This window comes from Sphingobacteriales bacterium (genome assembly GCA_016719635.1).
Taxonomy (GTDB): Bacteria; Bacteroidota; Bacteroidia; order Chitinophagales; family JADIYW01; genus JADJSS01.
This window is the reverse complement of record JADJYT010000004.1, coordinates 281,710-304,362: the sequence shown is the minus strand read 5'-3', so window position 1 is coordinate 304,362 and position 22,653 is coordinate 281,710. Positions and strand designations below refer to the sequence as shown.

Here is a 22,653-nt window from a genome sequence, read left to right as displayed (position 1 = left end):
TTGGTTTATTGCTTAACATCATACTTACAAGTAATTTCTGTCTTCCTTTGAAGTTTTTAATTTTAAAAGTTACTTAATGCGTTACATCAATCGTATAATGATTGTTTACAATCAAATCTGCTAGATATCCACCGGGTACTTTTTCGATATGATTCACGGTAGCGTTTGTGCCATTTATTACCGGCTCACCAAATCTGTCATTTATCCAGAGTGTCGTTATGCCAACAGTTTCTGTCTTTGCCGCTAAATGAAATTCCCCGTTATCCGGATTGGAAGAAAGTGACAATGGCTTACCTTGTATAGCTCTTGGATAAGCACGGCTGATGACCTTAGCTGCTGGTTCATTGTAAACGCCCGTAGAATTGGCATTTGCGTCCGTTTCGATAAACAGGGTGGTTTTCATATTTCCGGGTATGCCATCCCAACTGACATGATGCGGATCGCCCGGAGGGGCTGCCCACTGCCAGAACGTATCGCTCCAAAAATGCGCATCTTCAAATGCCGCAAACCGGTTCAGGTATTCCCTTTCATAGTAGAGCCACTCTCCGCAGAAAAATGCCGTCTGATAGAATTTGGAAAGTACTGCAAACAATTCCATACCTTGCTCCAATGACAATATGGTTTCCGGCTGATCTTTGAAATAATTATGTGCCGAAAAAACGATATTGTTATCTGCGGTGAAATCAAATCTCGGAGTAAAGGGAATTTTTTCACCTTTCCAGGTAATGGTGTGTTCAAAAATGATGATATGTTCATAGCCGCCGGCTTCTTTCTCTCCGGCACGTATGGAATTAATGGTTTTAGACAAGACACCGGAATATCGGTCGAATTCCAGATTCAAAGGGCCGTCACCCAATCCCGGCTCATTGAACAAATCATATCCTGCCACATTTTTATAGCCGCATGTATGCTTCACCAGTTCTTTCCACATACTGGCAAAATCATCCGCAATACCATTTGTATTAAACCACAGGTTGTGAAAGGCATGGTAAACTGCCGGCGGTGACTCTCTGAAATCCGAAGACATGCAGGTACTCATATTGTCAGTCAGGGTTGCCCAGGCCGGTGCGCCATCCCATCCCTTATTCGGAAATTCGCAGCTTACATTCTTCGGTGTTACGATATATTTGCCCCACGCATCCTGATGCATATCGAGCACAATGTAAATGTTGTATTTGGCGGCATCTTCAATAGCCATTCTGATACTGTCGATATAGGCATAATTGTAAACACCGCGCTGAGGTTCCAGGGCACTCCAGCTCAGCACCAGCCGAACACAATTCATACCAAACCTTGCCATTTCCTTAAAATCATTTGCATCGTATTTCTTTACAGTAGGGTAAGCCGGATTGCCCTGCCAGTAATCGCCTAATGAATTATAGTTGACACCCCTTAGAATCACAAATCTGCCGCTCTGGTCGTAGATGCCCGGGTTGTTTCCGCGGGTAGCGTAGAGCAGTTCAGCAGGGACAACAGTATTGGATTCTTTGGAACAGGCCGTAGTGAAAAAAATGAAAATAAACACACCACTACTTTTTAAAAAGTATTTCTGAAAATTATGTTTTGTGTTTATCATCATTCAGCAACCTATACTCTTTCCACTATCGTCGCAATTCCCATTCCTCCGCCCACACAAAGTGTAGCCAAACCGGTAGATTTTCCGGTACGTTCCAGCTCGTCTACCAATGTTCCCAGAATCATGGCACCCGTAGCACCCAGTGGATGGCCTAATGCAATCGCTCCGCCATTTACGTTCAGTTTTTCATCCGGCACGTTCAGGTCTTTTTGCAAACGCAATACCGCGGAGGCAAACGCTTCATTCATTTCCACCAAGTCAATATCGCTGATGGTCATACCTGCTTTTTTCAGGGCCAGATGCGAAGCCGGGCCGGGACCTGTAAGCATGATGGTAGGTTCTGTTGACGTAACGGCTACCGAACGGATAATCGCTCTTGGTTTCAATCCTAATTTTTCTCCGATTTCTTTGGAACCAATCAACACCAGGCTGGCACCATCCACAATTCCGGAAGAGTTGCCCGGTGTATGGATATGATTGATTTTTTCCAATGTCGTATATTTTTGCAATGCCACGGAATCAAAGCCCATTTCACCCATCATCTGGAAAGACGGTGCTAAAGACAATAAACCTTCCAATGTCGTATCCGGACGATTGAATTCATCTTCCGCTAAAACCGTTAGTCCGTTAATATCTGTTACAGGTACGATGGATTTTTTGAAACGGCCTTCCGCCTTGGCGATACCTGCCAGTTTTTGCGAACGCAAGGCATAGTTGTCACAATCTTCCCTGCTGAAACCTTCCAGCGTAGCAATCAAGTCAGCGCTGATACCTTGCGGTATGAAATGCGTATGACTGTTCACGCGCATATCCAGTACCCATGCACCGCCATCGTAGCCCATGGGCACACGGCTCATCGATTCCACACCGCCTGCAATGATCAGGTCCTGCCAGCCGGAGCGTACTTTCATCGCAGCCAGATTCACGGCTTCCAGACCGGACGCGCAGAAACGGTTCAGCTGAAAACCCGGAACCGAATCCGAATAATCAGCCATCATCACGGCTGTCTTTGCGATGTTACCGCCCTGATCACCGATAGGCGTTACACAACCAATGATCACGTCTTCCACTAAAGACGTATCGAGGTTATTTCTTTTTTGAATTGCTTTCAGCATTTGTGCCAGCAATTCAGTGGGTGTGACTTCATGTAATGCACCGTTTTTTTTGCCTTTGCCGCGTGGTGTCCGCACGCAGTCGTAGATATAAGCTTCTGCCATTTTTAAGTATTTAAGATTTTAATTAATAATGCCCTCGTTTTTTTTCACTTTTTGATGCCAAAAAGTAACCAAAAAGCATTTATGATTTTTAAGGTGATTTTCTTTCTCTATTGCATTTCGAAAGAAACCGAAGATAAAATCAACGCAAATGCTGATTGCTTAGCTTCGTTGATTTTACTTCTATCACTGCAAAAATCATAACCCTAACTCTTCTGCGGTTTGGTAGTTTTACTTTTCAAGATGCTAACCAAACGCTCGTTTGGTAAAAGTAGGATTTAATTTATAAAAAACAATGCTTGCATTGGAATTTAACGTTGGATAATTATCTATACGAAACTTAAGAACCTTCATTTCAGTTACTTATACGTCAGCCAATTGGCATGATCACCTTCAAAATGAGCATGGTCGGAAAAGGCGAGCAATCGTAAACCAAGCGATGACGTCTTGAGTTTTGTAATCGAACAGTTGGCAATATTCAACTGGAGTTCAAACGTTTTCTGCACGGATAAATCCAGGATCTTTTGAAGAATAACGGATATGCTGCCACCGGAACTGAATACAAAAACTACATCGTCTTTTTGCGTTTCGCTTTCTATTTTTTGCAAGCCGTTTCTTACACGTTCGCAAAATGTTATCCAACTTTCGTTGTAGTCCTGGTGCTGTCCGCCGGTCCAACGGCTGACAGCACCAATGAGTACTTCCGTAATCTTTTCTTTCGGACTTTTATCCAGAAGAATATCCTTCTTCAGTTCATTTAAATCGGCATAACGCGGCTCGTATTTTGCAATGATATCGCGATGGTCAAATTCGTTCCAGTCATCGTTGGTTATTCTTTCTACATCAGACAAATTCATTTTCTCTAAACAATACTGCATCGTCTGTTGATGGCGTTTCATAGCACCGGAAATAATTTTTGTCGGAATGACATTGCGTTGCAGCAGACTTGCTCCGAGTAATGTTGCCTGTTCGATGCCGGTGGGTGAAAGCGCGTCGTATTCTTCCATGCCGAATTGTGCCTGTCCGTGACGTATTAAATAGATTGTTGCCATAGTTAATTTGATAATTAGCTAATTAGCTAATTGATTGATTAATTGCTTTCTTGCATCGCCAGTTGAGGTAATGAATGAGTATCCAGAATTTTTTAAATTCTTTATTCCGTGTCTGTTTATGGTAATAGCGGTAATAGATCTGCTGTGCAATAACGGCCAGTCTAAACAATCCGTACACTTCATAAAAGGTAAATTGTTTTGGTTCAAACCCCATTTTATCGCAATAATACCGGATGACTTCTTTTCTGGTCAGCATGCCTTCCGCATTGGTAGGTTGTCGTCTGGTTGACTTTGCCATGAAATCATCATCTGCCTGCACCCAATAGGCCAGTGTATTTCCCAAATCCATCATAGGGTCTCCGATGGTGGCCATTTCCCAATCCAGTACGCCGATAATCTTCATCGGGTTTTCCGCATCTAAAATCACATTGTCAAAACGAAAATCATTATGAATCAGGCAGATTCCCTCCTCCTCCGGAATATTGGCTTTCAGCCATTTCATCACTTTAGCAAACTTCGGCACATTCCAGGTTTTCGCTTTGTTGTATCGTTCGCTCCAGCCATTGATTTGCCGTTCGCTATAGCCTTTTCCTTTTCCAAATTTATCCAAACCTGAAGAATTGATATCAATTTTGTGTAATTCAATTAATTTATCAATAACATTCAAACATAATTGCCTGACTAGTTCTTTTTCAAGATTCAATTCTTTTGGAAGATTGGCACGCGGAATAATGCCTTCCACTCTGCGCATGATATAAAAATCACAATCCATTACAGAATGATCGCTGCAAAATGCCAGCATTTCAGGTACGGTGTAATACGGCATCAGCGCTTTCTGAATGTCGTATTCGCGCTTCATGTCATGTGCGGAAGCTGCTTTGGTACCCGCGGGGGGGCGGCGCAAAATCAGATCGTGTGAATCGTATTTTATTCTGTACGTCCAGTTGGATGCTCCGCCGGTGTATTGGGTGATTTCGGGTGTTCCGGTAACACTTGGTATATTATTTTTTATCCAGGCATCTACCTTATCTAAAGGCAGTTGCTCCTTTTCGCGAACGGGTTTGGCTTTATCAATGAGTTGTTCATTCATATTTTTATATTATTCTTTGTCACTTTTTGATGCCAAAAAAAATGTAAAACATTCAAAAGCTCCATTTAAAATACACAAATCGAGTAAACCAAAAAGCATTTATGATTTTTAAGATGATTTTCTTTCTACATTGCATTTCAAAAGAAACCGAAGATAAAATCAACGCAAATGCCGATTGCCATACTTCGTTGATTTTACTTCTATCACTTCAAAAACCATATCCCTAACTCTTCTGCGGTATTTCTAAAATAATTTGCAGACAGTCATTTTTTATCACAAATTACTTACCTGCATTCGGATACTTCAGCAATTCAAACCGTGCAATCAGACCGCGGTGCACGGCATCGGGGCCATCTGCAATTCGGATACATCTCGCCACCGCAAAAAATGCGGTAAACGGAAAATCATTAGAAACACCTGCGCCACCATGAATCTGTATGGCTTCGTCTGTTACCTGTTGCAGCACATTCGGCGCCACCACCTTGATCGCTGAAATCTCCGTCATCGCACCCAACGCACCAACCGTATCTAACTTCCAGGCAGCAAACAACGTCATCAATCTCGCCTGGTCGATGGCAATCCTGAAATCTGCAATGCGTTCCCTGTTGCCTCCTAAATTGATGATAGGCTTACCAAATGCCACCCTTGACAATCCTCTTTCAATCAGCAGTTTCAAAACATATTCCGCAGCACCAATGCAGCGCATGCAATGGTGGATTCTGCCGGGGCCTAATCGTCCCTGTGCAATTTCAAAACCTCTTCCTTTTCCCAGAATCATGTTGGATAACGGAACGCGCACATTTTTGAAAGACACTTCACCGTGGCCGTAAGGTTCGTCATACTCTCCAAAAACGGGCAGCATACGTTCAACGGTCACACCGGGTGTATCGACAGGAACCAATACCATGCTGTGCTGGGCATGCCGATGTGCGGAAGGATCCGATAAACCCATAAAGATGATGACCTTACAATTTGGATGTCCGATGCCGGAACTCCACCATTTGGTACCATTAATGACAATCTCATCCCCCTCAATCAAAGCTGTTGCCTGCATATTGGTGGCATCCGAGGAGGCGACGTCAGGTTCCGTCATACAGAATGCCGAACGTATATCTCCGCTGAGCAACGGTGAGAGCCATGTCGCCTTTTGTTCAGCAGTGCCATATTTATGGAGTACTTCCATATTGCCTGTATCCGGTGCATTGCAGTTAAAAATCTCGGGTGCCAGAAAACTTTTACCCATTTCTTCCGCCAGCGGTGCGTATTCAATCGTGGACAATCCCTGTCCATGTTCTGTGTCCGGCAAAAACAAGTTCCACAAGCCTGTCGCTTTCGCCTGTTGCTTTAAATCCTCCACAACGGGAGAAACGGTCCATTTTTTCCAGTCGCTCCCCAGATTTCTGTGATGTATTTCTTTGAAGTATTCTTCTTCAGCAGGTCTAATTTTCTGGTCTATAAACTGCCGTACTTTCTTAATGTATTCGAGTGTCCGGAGGTTGTGTTGAAAATCCATAGGAAGGAATTAATATTTTTAAAAATAAGAAGATTAAATTTGAAAGCGAAACTTTTTTTTCGGAATGCAAATTGAATCTGTTACCATACCATCCAAATCCGGTAAAAGCATACCATTGACACTAAGAGTGCCCGAAGTTACGGTTAAAGGCATCGTACAAATCAATACCGGCACCTGCATTCCGGAGCAGGTTTATTGGAAGTTTGCTGAATTCCTGACAAAAAATAATTACATAACCGTAACCTATGATTACGGCGATGCGGCTAATTTCAGGTCTGCAGTTTCGCATACGGCCTGGATTGCGGATATGGAAAGCGTAACGGATTATATAATACAGGAATACGCATCCCTGAAAAAATATGTAGTGGGACATAGCTCAGGCGGCCAGCTTATCGGCTACACCAATAACTGCAGACATTTTGACAAGGTATTTTTAGTGGCCGCCTCTAACGGGTATGTCGGCAATCTTACATTTCCCGTCAGGCTGGGGATGTGGTTCTTCTGGAAAATGGTCGTGCCCTATTCCATCCGCCGATACGGTTATATGAACAACAAACTGTTCGGTAGCAGCGGTGGATTTCCCAAAAATATAATTCTGGAATTACGGAGCTGGTGTTTTCATCCGGATTTCTTCGTTCCATTTTTCCGGGAACAACCTGTCGTATCACATTACCACACCATTACAAACCCTGTAAAAGAATATCATTTGGCAGATGATGTGATAGCCAACCGGAAAAGCTGTGCATACATCTTAAATCTGTATACACATGCGGACAAATCTATTGAAACGCTGCATGCAAACGATTATGGAATGAAAAAATTCGGGCATCGCGGTTTTTTCCTTTCAAGTGCAGAAAAGTTATTATGGCCAAAATTTTTACAAGACTTAGAAAATTGACAAATTTAGTATCCTATGAAAAAAATACTATTATTAGGTTCCGGTGAATTGGGCAAGGAACTGGTGATTGCCCTGAAACGACTGGGGCAATATGTGATTGCCGTTGATTCCTATAATGATGCTCCCGCACAACAGGTGGCCGATGAGCGGGAAATCATCAACATGCTGGACGGTTCAGCGCTGGATGCCATTGTAGCCAAACACCGGCCAGACATGATAGTACCGGAGATTGAAGCCATCCGCACCGAACGGTTTTATGACTACGAGCAACAGGGTATCACGGTGGTACCCAGTGCGAAAGCGGCCAACTTCACCATGAACCGTAAAGCAATTCGGGATCTGGCAGCAAAAGAATTGGGTTTAAAGACAGCTAAATATGAATATGCCGATAGTCTGGAAGAGCTAACGGCTGCTGTCGAAAAGATTGGTATACCCTGTGTGATAAAACCATTAATGAGTTCATCCGGGAAGGGACAATCCGTTATTAAAACTGAATCAGATATTTCAAAAGCCTGGGAATATGCGCAGTCCGGCAAGCGCGGCGACTACACGGAAATCATCGTGGAAGCGTTTGTCAATTTCTATAAGGAAATCACGCTATTAACGGTTACACAAATAAACGGCCCTACTTTATTTTGTCCGCCAATCGGACACAGACAAGAACGCGGAGATTATCAGGAAAGCTGGCAGCCTGCGTTTGTTAAATCGAAAGATTTAGCAGAAGCGGAAAGAATGGCTGGTACCGTTACAAATGCACTGACAGGAGCAGGCATCTGGGGTGTGGAATTTTTCCTGGCGGATGACGGTGTTTATTTTTCAGAGTTATCCCCAAGACCCCATGATACCGGCATGGTCACCCTGGCCGGTACACAGAATTTCTCAGAATTTGAATTGCACGCACGTGCTATCTTAGGGTTGCCGATTCCTGAAATCACTTTAGAACGGGCAGGTGCCAGCGCCGTTATTTTAGCGGAAAAAGATGGTTCACATCCACTCTATACCGGATTGGAAGATGCCATGAGTCATACTAAAAGTGATATACGGATTTTTGGGAAACCCACCACGCGTCCTTATCGCAGAATGGGTGTTGCACTCGCTTATGATAAAGTGGGAAGTGATGTGGATGCCATAAAAGAACGTGCCGTTGAAATTGCAAAGATGATTAAAGTAAGCTCAACCTAAAAAATGATTGCTTCGTACCTCACAATGAACGTGGACAAAACAGAATTTATCCTCGTGCCTAGTCGCCCGTCTGCCTCCCGCAGGAAATTAGGGGTTTCGTTTTGGTACGCTTGTGCCCCACAATCATAGTGGCATGATATTGCTACAGAAAGCTGCGTAGCATTCATTTCCGGAGACTGTGCGGATAAGAACGGTTCTGCAAAGCACCTGAAATTATACCCGCAGGAAGGTGCTCAATATTTTAGTCATCTGTACATCTTCTATTAAGAATCCGTCGTGGCCGTAATCAGAATCTATCTCTACAAAAATGCTGTGCGGTATCAGGGATGTCAGCAACTGCTGTTCTTCCAGCGGATACAGATAATCGGAAGTAATGCCCAGCACCAGTGTATTACATTTGATAGCCGACAACACTTCTTTAGCATCTCCCCTTCCTCTCGTGATGTTGTGATTATCCATCGCTTTGGACAAAATATAGTAGGAATAGGCATTAAAGCGTTTTACCAGCTTTTCACCCTGATACTGCTGATACGAACAGGCTTTAAAATTTTCCAGCTTGGTATTGTCCGTATCTTCCTGTGTTTTGCAATATGCCTTATAATTCCTGTACGAAATCAAGCCGATGCTGCGTGCTGCCTTCATGCCATTGGCACCGGCATCATCGCGTTCTTCCCCAAAGGTAGAATCGGCTTCAATAGCCAATCGTTGTGATTCATTAAATGCAATCCCCCACGGAGAATGTTTAATGTTGGTGGCCCCTAATAAAATATTTTCAAAACTGTCCGGTTCCTGTATCACCCATTCCAGCAGCTGTTGCCCACCCATGGAAAAGCCACAGGCAAAATGTATCTTACCGATACCAAGGTATTTTCTGAGTATGGATAAGGTTTGCACCATATCCCTGACCGTCACCACCGGAAAATGGTTGTAATATTTTTTCCCCGTTTCCGGATTCACGGACAACGGCCCGGTAGTGCCATAGCAGGATCCGAGCATATTGGCACACACAATGAAATATTTTTCAGGATCTATAAACTTACCGTTTCCCACCATTCCGGGCCACCATTCCGTCGGATCCGAGTTGGCGGAGAACGCATGACAAATCCAGACCACGTTTGATTTATCGGCATTCAAGGTACCAAAGGTATTATAGGCAATTTCCACTTTGGGAAGTTCAGTGCCGGATTCTAATCGGATGGGTTCGTTATATGTTAGTATATGCACAGACACAAAAGAATTTGAGATTTAAAAATTTTATACGTTCAATGCCTGGTCAAAATCGGCTTTGATATCATCAATATGTTCGATACCTACAGAAACGCGGATGGAACTCCTGGACACGCCGGATGCAGCCTGTTCCGCGTCAGTCAATTGCTCATGCGTGGTAGATGCAGAGTGAATGGCGAGTGTTTTCACATCACCCACATTGGCCACATGTGAGGTTAACTTCAGTGAGTTGATAAATTTCTTCGCCGCATCATATCCGCCTTTCACATCAAAGGTGAATACGGAGCCGAACCCATTGGTCAGGTATTTCTTCGCCAGTTCGTGATACGGTGAATCCGGCAAGCCGGTATAAGTCACTTTCTCCACTTTAGGATGCTGCTGCAACCATTGCGCCAATGCTAATGCATTCTGACTATGGCGTTCTACCCGCAGGGACAATGTTTCCAGCCCCTGCAAAAACAGGAAGGAATTGAAAGGGGAAACAGAAGCACCAAAATCACGCAATCCTTCCACCCGCGCACGGATGATGAAGGCAATATTGCCGAAAGGACCGGGCGTACCGAATACATCCCAGAATTTCAAACCATGGTAACCTTCGGAAGGTTCTGTAAACTGCTTGTATTTTCCATTGCCCCAGTTATAATTTCCGCCGTCTACAATAACTCCACCTATGGACGTACCATGACCGCCAATCCATTTGGTGGCAGATGCCACGACAATATGAGCTCCATGTTTTAAGGGTTGAAATAAATAACCGCCTGCGCCAAACGTATTATCAACAACAATCGGTATATCGTATTTATCAGAAATAGCCTTAAAAGCAGCCCAGTCAGGCACATTGCCTCTAGGGTTTCCGATAGATTCCAGATAAATCGCTTTTGTCTTATCATCAATTAGTTTTTCAAAACTTGTCGGATTGTCACCATCTGCAAAGCGAACATCAATACCTAAACGTTTAAATGCAACTTTAAACTGGTTATAAGTACCTCCGTATAAAAAGGAAGTGGAAACAAAATTGTCCCCTGCTTCGAGAATATTGTTTAGCGCCAGAAACTGCGCGGATTGTCCGGATGCCGTCGCCAGTGCCGCCACGCCGCCTTCCAGCGCTGCTATTCGTTTCTCAAACACATCCGTTGTCGGGTTCATGATACGTGTATAGATATTGCCGAATTCACGAAGGCCAAACAGATTAGCCGCATGTTCAGTATCCTTAAACTGATAAGAGGTGGTTTGGTAAATCGGAACAGCGCGAGAGCCTGTTGTTGGATCCACTTCCTGGCCGGCGTGCAGCTGTAATGTTTCAAATCTGTAACTACTCATTATATATCTTTTAATTGTTAAAAAATAAAAAGCCTTCCGCAATTAGGGAAGGCTGGTATATGGTATAATATAGTTTATGATTAGACATAGCCTTCCATATCTGTTTTACAACAGCAACAACACATCATTTGTTTGTTAGAAAGCATCATTCTTCGACAAATATAAAAAAGATTTTGAAAATTACACTATCCTATTTCCAGACTGCCGCCGTCTGTTATGGTCAGGCTACCGCCTTTTATTTCCAGTCCGCCCTTGATTTTCACGTTGGCATGGTCTTTTACCTGCACTTCCGCACCGTCTTTAATCACCATGTTGTGATGGGTATTATCCGTAAGAATAATGGTGGTGTCCACCTGAGTACCGCAATGCACACATTCGATGTGACTTGAATCAACCTCTTTAAAATCATTGGCCCCGCATTGAGGACAGACGATTTTATGTTTATTGGCGTCAAGATATTCCATAATTGAACTACTATTAAAAAACCGAATACACCTTATAGCGGCAGCTGATATTACACTATGACATTTAGTAAACTGCCATCGTATCCAATTTATCCGCTTTTGTGGAGACCTTAATAGATTTTACAAATTCACCTATTTCCTCAATCGCTCTGTTGGCTTCCGGCATAATACCACCAAAAAACTGCCATACATGCATCATATTCTCAAAGATATCCAGCTTGACCCTTACACCTGCCTTATTGAGTTTCTGCGCAATACGCGTCGAGTCATCCAGCAAGATTTCATTGCCACCCACCTGTATCAATGTTGGCGGAAACCCTTTCACGTCTGCGAACAGCGGAGATATCAATGGATTGGCAGGGTCTTCATTTCCATAATACCGTTTGGAAAATATTTCCAGTAAATGCGGCTGTATCAGTGGATCCACGTCCTTTTTGGAGTGAACGCTATCGCCACTTAAAGTCAAATCTGTCCAGGGCGATAACAATACCGTACCGGCGGCCTTCTGGAGCTTCTGTTTCTTAATCATTTGCAGCAATGCGAGCGACAAACCGCCGCCTGCCGAGTCACCCATGATGAAAATATTCTCATATCCATCTGCTATCATTTGCTTGTAGGTATTGACTGCATCTTCAATGGCTGCCGGATACAGGTTTTCAGGAGATTTTCTGTAATTAATGGCCAGTGCCTTACAGTTGGTGGCTCTCGCTATCCTTGCTATCAATGCCCTGTGTGTATTGACGGAACCCATCACATAACCGCCGCCATGCAAATACAATATAGTCTTGGATTTACCGTATCCCTCCGGGATAAACCAGGAAGCATCGACACCGGCATAGGTGAGTTCTTCCTTTTTGACAAATCGGGGGAATTTGGAAATGTTAGACATCCGCTCGAAACCAACCCTTATGGTGTTTGCCTCGGTTTTATGGACAAAGAGGCTTCTTCTGAAAACATTAATAAAGGTTTGTACGGTAATACTCTGTATACTTTGCATAAAGGAAGTTCACTTACTTTACATAAAAATAACAAAAAACAGTTAGACGTACCTTGATTTTCCTCAATAAATTCAATTACTCATATCACACGAGTCCCCAGTAAATTGTGGATAACTACAATATCGGTACGTTATATGCACTTGAAATAATTAAAAATAAAAAAAAAATTAAAATCATTTCATTTCAACAAAGCATCATACAATACCTCCACGGGATGGTATGCCTGTTTTTGCGTACCGTCTTTTATCTGGTGGCGGCAACTGGTGCCTGGGGCAGCGATAATGGTATCCGGGGCTGCATTTCTGACTGCGGGAAATAATACCAACTCGCCTATCTGCATGGACACGTCGAAATGCTCTTGTTCATAACCAAAGCTGCCTGCCATACCGCAGCATCCGCTCGGTATGTTTTCCACATGATAATTTTCAGGCAAACTCAGCAGCTGGATGGTATGATCGACAGAGGATAATGCTTTCTGATGGCAATGGCCGTGCAGTTTGATGTATTTTTTTTCTTTTGTAAACTGTCCGGCTGTAATATTCCCTTTCTGAATTTCTTTAGCTATGAACTCATCAATGATAAAACAGTTTTGTGCTAATTTGCGGGCTTTCGGTATTTCATTCTTGTCCACCAGCCTCGGATATTCATCTCTGAATGATAAAATGGCGGATGGTTCGACTCCTATTAAAGGCACATCCTTATTTACCCACGTGCTGAAGATGCGTACATTTTCATTTGCCAGCTCCTGTGCTTTCTTTATCAAACCCTTGGACATATGCGCCCTGCCGCTGTCGGCATGTTGCATATAAGCCACTTCATAACCCAATCTTGCTAACAGCAGCAATGACTTAATTCCGATTTCCACATCATTGAAATTGGTAAACTCATCAAAGAAGAAATACACTTTCCCTTTACGCTCTCCCTGTGCCTGCAGCTTGTCCTGATTTTTCTTGTACCAGGTCAGCAACGTTTGTTTATGATATAATGGCATGGAACGATTCGGAGCAATCTTTAACGCTTTTTTTAATATGGAGGATGTCAGCTTATTCGACAAACCGAAATTACTCAACCCGGGAAACAACATCGCCAGCTTACTCAACTGACCGATATTTGCAATTGCCCTGGTTCTCAGCGGAACGCCGTTTTCTTTGTAGTACTGGTATAAGAACTCCGCCTTTAACGTGGTAATATCGACATTGGACGGGCACTCGGAAGTACATCCTTTACAGCTCAGGCATAAATCCATCACATCGTAAATTTCTTTGTGATTGAATTTATTTACCTCTGAAGAATTCGACAGAAAGTCTCTCAGAATATTTGCACGCGCTCTTGTGGTATCCTTTTCATTTCTCGTAGCCATATACGATGGACACATCGTACCGCCGCTGCCGGGCAGTTTGCGGCAATCACCGCTGCCGTTGCATTTTTCCGCTGCCCGCAGAATGCCGCCGTCTTTATCATAACTGAAAATGGTCTCAAACTGACGTGTTTCCTGATTCTCTTCATAACGCAATGAAGTATCCATCGGCTGGGTGTCCACAATCTTTCCGGGATTAAAGATATTATCCGGGTCAAACGTATACTTTAATCTGCGCAGCAACTGATAATTTTTCTCTCCCACCATCATCGGAATAAATTCTCCTCTGACACGGCCGTCGCCGTGCTCGCCACTGAGCGAACCGTTATATTTTTTGACCAACGTTGCCGATTCGGTCGCTATTGTCCTGAATAAGATCCTGTCTTCTTTTTTCTTTAAATCCAGGATAGGGCGCAAATGTAACTCTCCGGCACCGGCATGCGCATAATACACCGAACGCTGCCGGTGGCTGTTCATCATATCCGTAAACTCCCCGATATAAGCCGGCAGGTCTTCCACAGTAACTGCGGTATCCTCGATGACAGCCACAGCTTTCGAGTCTCCCGGCATATTGGCAAGCAAGCCTAAGCCCGCCTTGCGAAGATTCCAAAGCTTGGTCGTATCATTGCCAAACAGATACGGGAAGTGATACCCTACATTTTCCTTTTCAAAGTCACTTTGCAGCGCAAACGCTTTCGCTTCCACTTCTTGTCTGGTTTCTGCATGAAACTCGACACACAGAATAGCTTCCGGATCCCCTTTTACAAAGAATCTGTTCTTGGCCTGTTCAATATTTTCTTTGGTACAGTCTAAAATTATCTTATCCATCAGCTCACAGGCCGTTGGCTTATGCTTCATCGCCAGCACGCTAGCGCGCAGGCTTTCTTCGAGTGTTTTGAAATGCACGGCCACCACTACCTTTTCCTTTGGAGGAAGTGACACCAGGTTTAATTTAATTTCAGTGATGAAAGCAAGTGTCCCCTCACTGCCGCAAATCAATTCACACAAATTAAATGGCAAACCTTTCTCATCAAAAGGCTGCTGACGAATCAACTCATCGATGGCATAGCCGGTATTGCGGCGGTGAATTTTATGATTGGGAAACTGTGCGGTAATTTCCTCCTGTGTTTCTTTATCGGATAGTTCTTTCTGCAGGAATCTATAGACCTGCCCTTCCTGATTATCCATAGCGAGTTTCTGCTGAAAATCTCCATTGGATAACGCGTGAAATTTCACGGCAGAACCATCACTCAGTAACCCTTTCAGTTCCAGCACATGATTGCGGGTGGAACCGTAAACGATAGAATTCGTACCGCAGGAATTATTCCCCACCATACCGCCAATCATGGCACGGTTGGCCGTAGACGTTTCGGGTGCAAAAACCAGGCCTGCAGATTTTAACTGCCTGTTTAATTCATCCCTAACCACACCCGGCTGAACGATGGCATATTTTCCTCTTTATTTATCTCCAGAATCTTATCGAAATATTTGGAAACATCCACCACGATTCCGTTGCCAACCACCTGACCGCCCAAAGAGGTGCCGGCAGTACGGGGGATTAAAGACGTTTTATTTTCGCGGGCAAACCGGATGAGTGCCTGTATATCCTTTTCCGACTTTGGATATGCGACGGCCAGGGGATATTCTTTATAAACGGATGCATCCGTGGCATAAAGCGTCCGCATTTTTGCATCGTAGAAAAATTCACCTTCCAATTGAGCAGCGATACTGTCCAGTAGAGGATTTTCAGTTGGTTGTTTCATCACACAGTATTCGTTGTTTTTAACAAACTATGTATTAGTACGCAATAAATTTACAAAATGAATGAGGGATTAGAACCAATTCCATATTAAACAAAGAAGAAATAATATTTTAGAAATGAAAAAGCCGCTCTAACGAGCGGCCAAACGTAAAATCAACTAATACCAACTAATTTTAGAATGAAGAAATAATTTACTTTTTAGAGATGAACTGGTTATCAATATTCTCAAAATTGGAATACATGAAATTATAGTCTATGGCATTTTCTTTGCCGTATTCGTCTAGAATCAGTTTTCCGTTCTTTTCAAACCATTTTCCGTTAATTTCAAAGTTTTTCACCCTGTAATAATTTTGCGGACTGCTTGGAATCACCTGTACATACTGGTGATAGGTTCCGTCCGAATTCAGGGACAGGTAATAGATTTTCTTGGCGATGCCATTATCATAGGAAAAGGCAGATAAGTCCTGTTCATATTTCCATATACTTCGTATAACTGCTTTGGAGTTGCCGTTATTCACCGTTAAATCCAAATCACTGCTGTCTGCCAGTAAGCAAAGCGGAATATGAAAAACGAGGAATAGTATAATAATGTAGATTTTTCTCATAAGCACAGGTTTTTAATAATTTTCGGGTTTTCAGAATGTTCTTAGCAGAACCTAGAATCATTAAAAATAACAAAAATATTTTAAAAATGGTTTCATATCTTATAAAAAAGTTTCACCTGAGAGTGAAACTTTTAGAAAACTTCAAATTTTTCAATGGGAATGAGCTTCTAAATACTTTAGGGCCTTTTAAAAGCCGTAAACAACAGATAAAGAGAGAGAAACGTAAACAATCTGTTTGTTGATACAATATTACTACGTAATTCATTCTCTGAAAACCTCACTTTATATATGGCGGTTTTAAGTGCCTAAATGGTGGATTTGGATTGGTAAGTGGCAAATTTGGTGTTTTTTATTGACATATATCAACAAAAAAACACCAACATCAACTAGCTGTTAATCAGGATTCGTTAAGCCAACCCAGGAAAGACTGGATTATTTTACCATATTTTGACACGATCTGAGCCATCGCGCCACATCTTTTCTCCTTTTTGGATGCCAAATGCATCGTACCAATCATCAATATTCGAAAATGGTCCATTTACCCGTAAGAACGGAGGCGAATGTACATCGGTCATCACACGGCTTGCCAGCTCTTCCTCTCTGGCATGGCCAAGCCACCCGAGGGCATAACCTAAGAAATAGCGCTGCAGAGGCGTTAAACCATCGATCGTTTTTCCTTCTTTAAATTGCACCGTTTTCTTGAAGGCATCAAGGGCAATGACCAGGCCGCCCAGGTCGGCGATATTTTCACCCAGGGTAGCTTTTCCATTGATATGAAGGCTGTCCAGCACAACGTAATTATTGAATTGATCCACATATCTGGCGGCTTTCTCATTGAATTTTTTCTCGTCTTCTTCCTGCCACCAGTTTTGGAGATTCCCTTTATCGTCAAACTGACGTCCTTCATCATCAAACCCGTGTGTGATTTCGTGTCCGATGGTGGAAGCGGCGGCATATCCGTAAATGACAGCATCATCAATCTCGGCGTCTTTATGGCCCGGGATGACAAAAATACCTGCCGGCAATACAATCTCATTATTGGAAGGATTATAATAGGCATTATAGGTTTGCGGCGTCATATCCCACTCCGTTCTGTCCACGGGTTTATTCAGCTTGCCGATATGATAGTTGAACCAGAATTTATTCGCATTGCGCATATTCTCCACGATGGATTTGTCATTTAGCTTCAAGGCAGAAAAATCTTTCCATTTGTCCGGATAACCCACCTTCTTTATAACCGTACTTAATTTTTGCCATCGCTCCTTCTTCCCAGATCAATGCACGTTTCCAGCGCGGCAATTGCTCCTTCTTTCCTCGGAGAACGGTGCTGTAAAACCTGAAATCTTCTTTGTCAACTTTCTTGTATAAATAGTCAGCATAGGAGGAAATGACATGAAATCTCAGGTAGTTCTTCCAGGTAGCCAAAGGGATTTTGGATAAGGCTGTGTTCAGTTGTGTAAAAAATTCCGGTTGGCCGACAATGACTGAATCCGTCTTGATGTTTAGTTGGGCGAACACCGTATTCCAGTTCATCTTTGGAGTCAGTTTATTCAAATCCGCAACCGACATTTTATTATAGTTCGCATACGGGTCGCGCAGGTCTTCCAGTTTTCTGGATTTTTCTGCCAGCATCTTCTCCAGGCTGTAAACGCCTGCCGCACCATTCTGAAATGCCGGATTGACATAACCGAGCATTCTCAACAAATGCCTGGCCTTATAATCGGTCACAATTTTTACGGTTCGGGCATCCTTGTTGAAATAATAATCCCTGTTCGGAAGCCCCAGTCCGCCCTGAGATAAATACAATGCGTTCACTTCGCTGTTTTTCATATCCTGATAAACCCCTAAATCAAAGGCTACCGGAATACCTGCGGAATGCAGGGAGGTGATGACTTTGATCAACCCCTTTATATCCTGAATACTGTTAATCATCGATAATTCGGCGGTGATGGGAGTCAGCTTTACTTTTTCTATCAGCAAGGTGTCCATGGCGGTGAAGTAGAAATAGCGAATCTTTCGGGTATTTTCATCCCCTGATGAGCTGATTAATGCCTTTTCGTTGATGGCTTTCAGTTTCATCCATACATCTTCCTGCACCAGGTTGCCGATACCCCACTGTGAGTAGGCTGCGGGAATCGGGTTTTGTTTTATCCACCCGCCGTTGGCATATTTGAAAAAGTCGTCACCGGGCTTTGCCGTTGGGTCAATGTTAGCACCCACAACGTCTTTCGACTGTGAAAATGATAATAACGAACTAATTGAAAGGAAAAGAAAAATCAGCTTATTCATACAAAAATTTAAGATTCTAAATTAGTCATTAAAACGGATGATTTATTACAATTTCGTCGAAAAGATATAATACCGCATTACTCAGACATTCTTTAACTGCAGACTTACATTCTTACCACAAGCCATCAGCACACCTTCTTCCCCGCTCTGAATCTCCGCGGCATTGCCTTCGTCGGTGTCAATATGCATCTCCAGTTTGAATTTATCGGAAACACGAATCAGCACATTCTTAAAGGTCAGCGGGCGGTCTTCATCTTCCACATCCACACTCACCATATCCCTGTCGTTTACTCCAAATCTTTGAGCATCCTCCGGATGCATGTGAATATGCCGCAGTGCCACAATCACTCCCTCCTTAATGGCAGCGGTACCAGCCTCTCCAATCAATGTAATACCCGGCGATCCCGCCACATTGCCACTGTCTCTGACCGGCGCGTCTATACCCAGAAAAAACTCATCCGTTTTGGAAATCTCCACCTGATCCTTTGTGCGAAGCGGCCCCAATATCCGGACATTTTCAATTCGGTTTTTGGGACCCACCAGCGTCACCATTTCGTTTGCGGCAAATTGCCCAGGCTGTGACAAAGACTTATAGACGGTCAACTCATAATCTTTCCCGTACAATTTATCCAGGGTCTCTCTGGTCAGATGTACATGCCTGGCTGAAATGGCAATGGGTATTTTGGGAAGCGTATTGACTTTATTTTTTTCTTCCAAGATCTTTTGAGCTTCCAACGCAATGGCATATTGTTCATCCGTCCGGATGGCAAGGATGGTTACCCTGGAGTTCTCTTCAGATATGGCGATGACATCCTGTTCATCTGTCAGCCTTGCCGATTTATTTTTATCCCCATCCAGTTTGATGCCGAGGAAATCCAATCCCTGACATGTCCTGTTTCTGATTTCCGCACTGTTTTCTCCGATGCCTGCCGTAAAGATGAGCACATCCACACCGCCCATCACCGCCGCATACGCTCCAATATATTTTGTAAGCCGGTGTGTGAAGACATGAATCGCCAGCCGGCAGTCTTCATTCCCGTTTTCCGCCTGCTGAAGTATATCCCTCAAGTCATTTCCGATGCCGCTTAGCCCGGATAGTCCGGAATGATTATTCAAAAAATCTTCGGTTTGTTTGGGTGTCCAACCCTCCTTTTCCTGCAAGAACGTAGCGATTCCCGGATCAATATCCCCGCAGCGTGTGCCCATCACCAGTCCTTCCATTGGTGTCATACCCATGGAAGTTTCGATGCTTCTGCCGTACTCAATGGCGCAGATACTGGAACCGTTTCCTAAATGACAGGATAGTATCCTCAAGTTTCGGATATCTTCTTTCAGGTAACTGCCTGCCCTTTCCGCAACGTATTTATGGCTCGTCCCATGAAATCCATATCTTCTTATGGCATATTTATCCGCCATCTTCTTATCGATGGAATAATACTGCGCTCTCTTGGGTAGTGTCTGATGAAAGGCGGTATCAAATACTGCAATATTGGGCAGGTTCCCAAATACTACTTTTGCCATCTTTATACCCGACAAATGGGCCGGATGATGCAGCGGTGCCAAATCGCTCAGCAACAGGATTGCCTGTTCCACGTTTTCGTCAATCAGCACCGGTTGGCTGTATCTGTCTCCCCCATGTGCTATGCGATGTCCTATACCCTGAATATCCTTTCCTGTTACTGCAGCCTTTAGGTGGTTCAGACAAAATCTTATGATGTTGTCCAATGTCAGATCACCTTCATAAGTCAGTACAGCGCCATTGAGCTTTATCTGGGGTGCGACAGGAATACGCTCTGCATCCAGAGACAGCACAGCCGTATGATGTACTGTATCAATAACGTCCGCTTTGATGGAGGAACTGCCGCAATTTATGGTGAGAATATGCATGTAAAAATTTTGATGAAGATAAGAAAATTCAACGCATCGGCATCTGTTTAACATTAACCAAAATTAAACAATCGATTAGCTGATTTCTTCTTATTTATACTTACCTTAATTGTCTAATTAAAATCTATGCAAAGAATTTTTTTTACCGCAACGATTCTGTTCCTCTTCCATATTTCTTCCGCCATTGAAATCAATACTAAAAACATCCGGATTATCCGTGACAAATGTGGGGTACCGCATATCTATGGAAAGACGGATGAAGAAGTGGCATACGGTCTGGCATGGGCGACCTGTGAGGATGATATCAAATCGATGCGGGAAAATCTGCTGACCGCAAGAGGCAGACTGGCTGAACTAAAAGGTAAAGACGGCGCCATCATGGATTTCTTGTGCGCTTTCATCGGAGCGAGGGAAAGTGTCGATAAAAACTACGACAAAAGTTTTTCACCCAAATTTAAAAATATACTGGGCGCTTATGTATTGGCCTGCAACAATTATATCAAGGCACATCCCGAAGTGGAGAGTATGCACGACCTGCTTCCCATTACGGAGAAAGACATGATTGTCGGTTATACCATCGGATTGGCCCTGATGACAAATGTTCCGTTTACCCTCATGAAGATATCCAACGGGACGTTAAAGACAGACATGCTTACAGCACCCAAAGGTTCTAATGGATTTGCAGTCAACAGTGCCAAAACGAAAGACGGCCGCACGTATCTGGGCATCAATTCACACCAGCCGCTGGAAGGACCCTACTCCTGGTATGAGGCGCATGTTCATTCTGAGGAAGGCTGGGATATGTTAGGTGGCACCTTTCCCGGCGGAGTGACCATCTTCCATGGCGTCAATCAAAATTTAGGCTGGGCGCATACGGTCAGTATGGCGGATCATGATGACGTCTATTTACTGAGAATGCATCCGACGGAAAAACATAAATATTATTTCGACGGCAAATGGCTGGATCTGGTGGAGAAAAAGGTAAAACTTAAAGTAAAGCTTTTCTGGTTCATCAAGATTCCCGTCACGAAGACATTTTACCAAAGTGTATATGGTCCCGTTATGGAAAAAGACGGTAAATATTTTGCCATGCGCTTTCCTTCTTCTTTTGACATTCGCGGTGCGGAACAATGGTACCATATGAATAAAGCTAAAAATCTGGAAGAATTTCAGCAGGCGCTGAAGATGATGGCATTGCCCGGACTGAATATCGTTTATGCTGACAGAGACGACAACATATTATATATAGACAACGGGCATTTCCCCAGAAGAGATAAACACTACAATTGGTGGAATGTGCTGCCCGGGGATACCTCTGCCACCTTATGGAAAGCCAATGATTACTACCCGTATGACAGTCTGGTAAAAATAATTAATCCAACATGCGGGTATATTTTCAACAACAATAACACCCCATTCAACTGCACATCCAAAGCAGACAATCCCGTAAAATCCAAAAGCCCGTTAGCTCCTTATTATTTTGCCTATGATGACAACCGTTCCATGCGAACCAGTTACCTGTTTGGCAATTGCGGCAAGATATCCTATGACGAATTCAAAGTTATCAAATACGACCAGACATTTATGAATCCGGCATATAACTATGCCATGGTCAACATCGAAGATATTTTGCGTTTTGATCCCAAAAAGCACCCGCAGATTAAAGAAAGCATTGAAGTCCTGAATAAATGGAACCGCAGTGCTGATATGAATAACAAACAGGCTGCCATAGTAGCCATTGTCATTCGCAAGGTCATTGACAAGCTGGTTGAAGAGGGGCATTTCCCGGCAACCAGAGCAAGAATAAAAGAATGGTATCTGGTACAGTGTGTAGAAGAAGCGCAGGAACATTTGAAAAAACATTTCGGTACCCTCGAGGTTCCTTTAGGTGACCTGCAGCATCTGGTAAGGGGGAAAAAAGAACTGCCGATTGGCGGTATTCCCGATGTGTTAGCCACCATGTGGATAGCTGAACATAAAAATGGTGTTTACAAAGCTGAGACCGGCGAAACGTATATAGAACTGGTACAATTTACCAAAGACGGACCCATTATTGAGAGCATCTCACCTTATGGCGCCAGCAATGTGGAGGGCAATAAACATTATGACGACCAGATGGATTTATTCGTACATAAGAAATGTAAAAAGATGAGCATGAAGTACGAAGAAATCATGAAAGAAAAAGAAAGGGTCTATCATCCCGGGTAAATAGAATCGAA

General features: G+C 43.4%; 16 protein-coding genes and 1 pseudogene. 3 read left to right on the top strand and 14 right to left on the bottom strand.

From position 1 onward, the window contains the following. Positions 1-73 precede the first annotated feature (73 nt). The 5 genes from IPM95_10230 to IPM95_10210 all read right to left on the bottom strand — a co-directional run bounded on the left by IPM95_10230 (position 74) and on the right by IPM95_10210 (position 6,445). Entirely contained in the window at positions 74-1,525 is a 1,452-nt protein-coding gene (locus IPM95_10230; protein MBK9329667.1) for a cellulase family glycosylhydrolase, read from the bottom strand. A gap of 62 nt (positions 1,526-1,587) precedes the next feature. Next, on the bottom strand, positions 1,588-2,793 hold the full coding sequence (locus tag IPM95_10225; protein ID MBK9329666.1) for an acetyl-CoA C-acetyltransferase: 1,206 nt from the start codon (positions 2,791-2,793) through the stop codon (positions 1,588-1,590). 356 nt (positions 2,794-3,149) lie between these two features. Continuing rightward, on the bottom strand, positions 3,150-3,842 hold the full coding sequence (locus IPM95_10220) for a histidine phosphatase family protein (protein MBK9329665.1): 693 nt from the start codon (positions 3,840-3,842) through the stop codon (positions 3,150-3,152). Positions 3,843-3,864: 22 nt separating this feature from the next. After that, a complete protein-coding gene (locus tag IPM95_10215; GenBank protein ID MBK9329664.1) occupies positions 3,865-4,932 on the bottom strand; it encodes a phosphotransferase family protein in 1,068 nt (355 codons plus the stop codon). 280 nt (positions 4,933-5,212) lie between these two features. Then, positions 5,213-6,445, bottom strand: a complete 1,233-nt coding sequence (locus IPM95_10210; GenBank protein ID MBK9329663.1) for an acyl-CoA dehydrogenase family protein — start codon at positions 6,443-6,445, stop codon at positions 5,213-5,215. 64 nt (positions 6,446-6,509) lie between these two features. Between IPM95_10210 and IPM95_10205 the strand changes: the two genes are divergently transcribed. Both IPM95_10205 and purT read left to right on the top strand, forming a co-directional pair. Beyond that, complete coding sequence (locus IPM95_10205) at positions 6,510-7,343, top strand: hypothetical protein (GenBank protein MBK9329662.1); 834 nt, start codon at positions 6,510-6,512, stop codon at positions 7,341-7,343. 15 nt (positions 7,344-7,358) lie between these two features. Beyond that, a complete protein-coding gene (gene purT / locus IPM95_10200; protein ID MBK9329661.1) occupies positions 7,359-8,525 on the top strand; it encodes a formate-dependent phosphoribosylglycinamide formyltransferase in 1,167 nt (388 codons plus the stop codon). 213 nt (positions 8,526-8,738) lie between these two features. Here the strand turns inward: purT and metX are convergent, their stop codons facing one another. From metX to IPM95_10155, 9 genes and pseudogenes are all read right to left on the bottom strand, one after another. Next, positions 8,739-9,755: a homoserine O-acetyltransferase gene (gene metX, locus IPM95_10195; protein ID MBK9329660.1), complete on the bottom strand. Its 1,017-nt coding sequence runs from the start codon at positions 9,753-9,755 to the stop codon at positions 8,739-8,741. A 24-nt stretch (positions 9,756-9,779) separates the two neighbouring features. Further along, the gene (locus IPM95_10190; protein MBK9329659.1) at positions 9,780-11,072 is read right to left on the bottom strand and encodes an O-acetylhomoserine aminocarboxypropyltransferase/cysteine synthase; all 1,293 of its coding nucleotides are present in this window, start codon (positions 11,070-11,072) and stop codon (positions 9,780-9,782) included. A 185-nt stretch (positions 11,073-11,257) separates the two neighbouring features. Beyond that, positions 11,258-11,536, bottom strand: a complete 279-nt coding sequence (locus IPM95_10185) for a hypothetical protein (GenBank protein ID MBK9329658.1) — start codon at positions 11,534-11,536, stop codon at positions 11,258-11,260. A 64-nt stretch (positions 11,537-11,600) separates the two neighbouring features. Further along, positions 11,601-12,533 (bottom strand): alpha/beta hydrolase, encoded by a 933-nt coding sequence (locus IPM95_10180; protein ID MBK9329657.1) that lies wholly within the window; start codon positions 12,531-12,533, stop codon positions 11,601-11,603. Positions 12,534-12,712: 179 nt separating this feature from the next. Beyond that, positions 12,713-15,654: pseudogene (locus tag IPM95_10175) on the bottom strand (FAD-binding protein). A gap of 190 nt (positions 15,655-15,844) precedes the next feature. After that, the gene (locus IPM95_10170) at positions 15,845-16,258 is read right to left on the bottom strand and encodes a hypothetical protein (GenBank protein ID MBK9329656.1); all 414 of its coding nucleotides are present in this window, start codon (positions 16,256-16,258) and stop codon (positions 15,845-15,847) included. A 437-nt stretch (positions 16,259-16,695) separates the two neighbouring features. Continuing rightward, complete coding sequence (locus IPM95_10165; protein ID MBK9329655.1) at positions 16,696-17,448, bottom strand: M13 family metallopeptidase; 753 nt, start codon at positions 17,446-17,448, stop codon at positions 16,696-16,698. Beyond that, positions 17,435-18,547, bottom strand: a complete 1,113-nt coding sequence (locus IPM95_10160; protein ID MBK9329654.1) for a hypothetical protein — start codon at positions 18,545-18,547, stop codon at positions 17,435-17,437. Before IPM95_10160 ends, IPM95_10165 begins: the two co-directional genes overlap by 14 nt. 81 nt (positions 18,548-18,628) lie before the next feature. Further along, on the bottom strand, positions 18,629-20,434 hold the full coding sequence (locus tag IPM95_10155) for an acetate/propionate family kinase (protein ID MBK9329653.1): 1,806 nt from the start codon (positions 20,432-20,434) through the stop codon (positions 18,629-18,631). 126 nt (positions 20,435-20,560) lie between these two features. On the opposite strand from IPM95_10155, the gene IPM95_10150 reads away from it, so the two are divergent. Further along, positions 20,561-22,642 carry a penicillin acylase family protein gene (locus tag IPM95_10150; GenBank protein ID MBK9329652.1) on the top strand — a complete coding sequence of 694 codons (2,082 nt, stop codon included), beginning with the start codon at positions 20,561-20,563 and terminating at the stop codon, positions 22,640-22,642. The last annotated feature ends 11 nt before the right edge of the window (positions 22,643-22,653 follow it).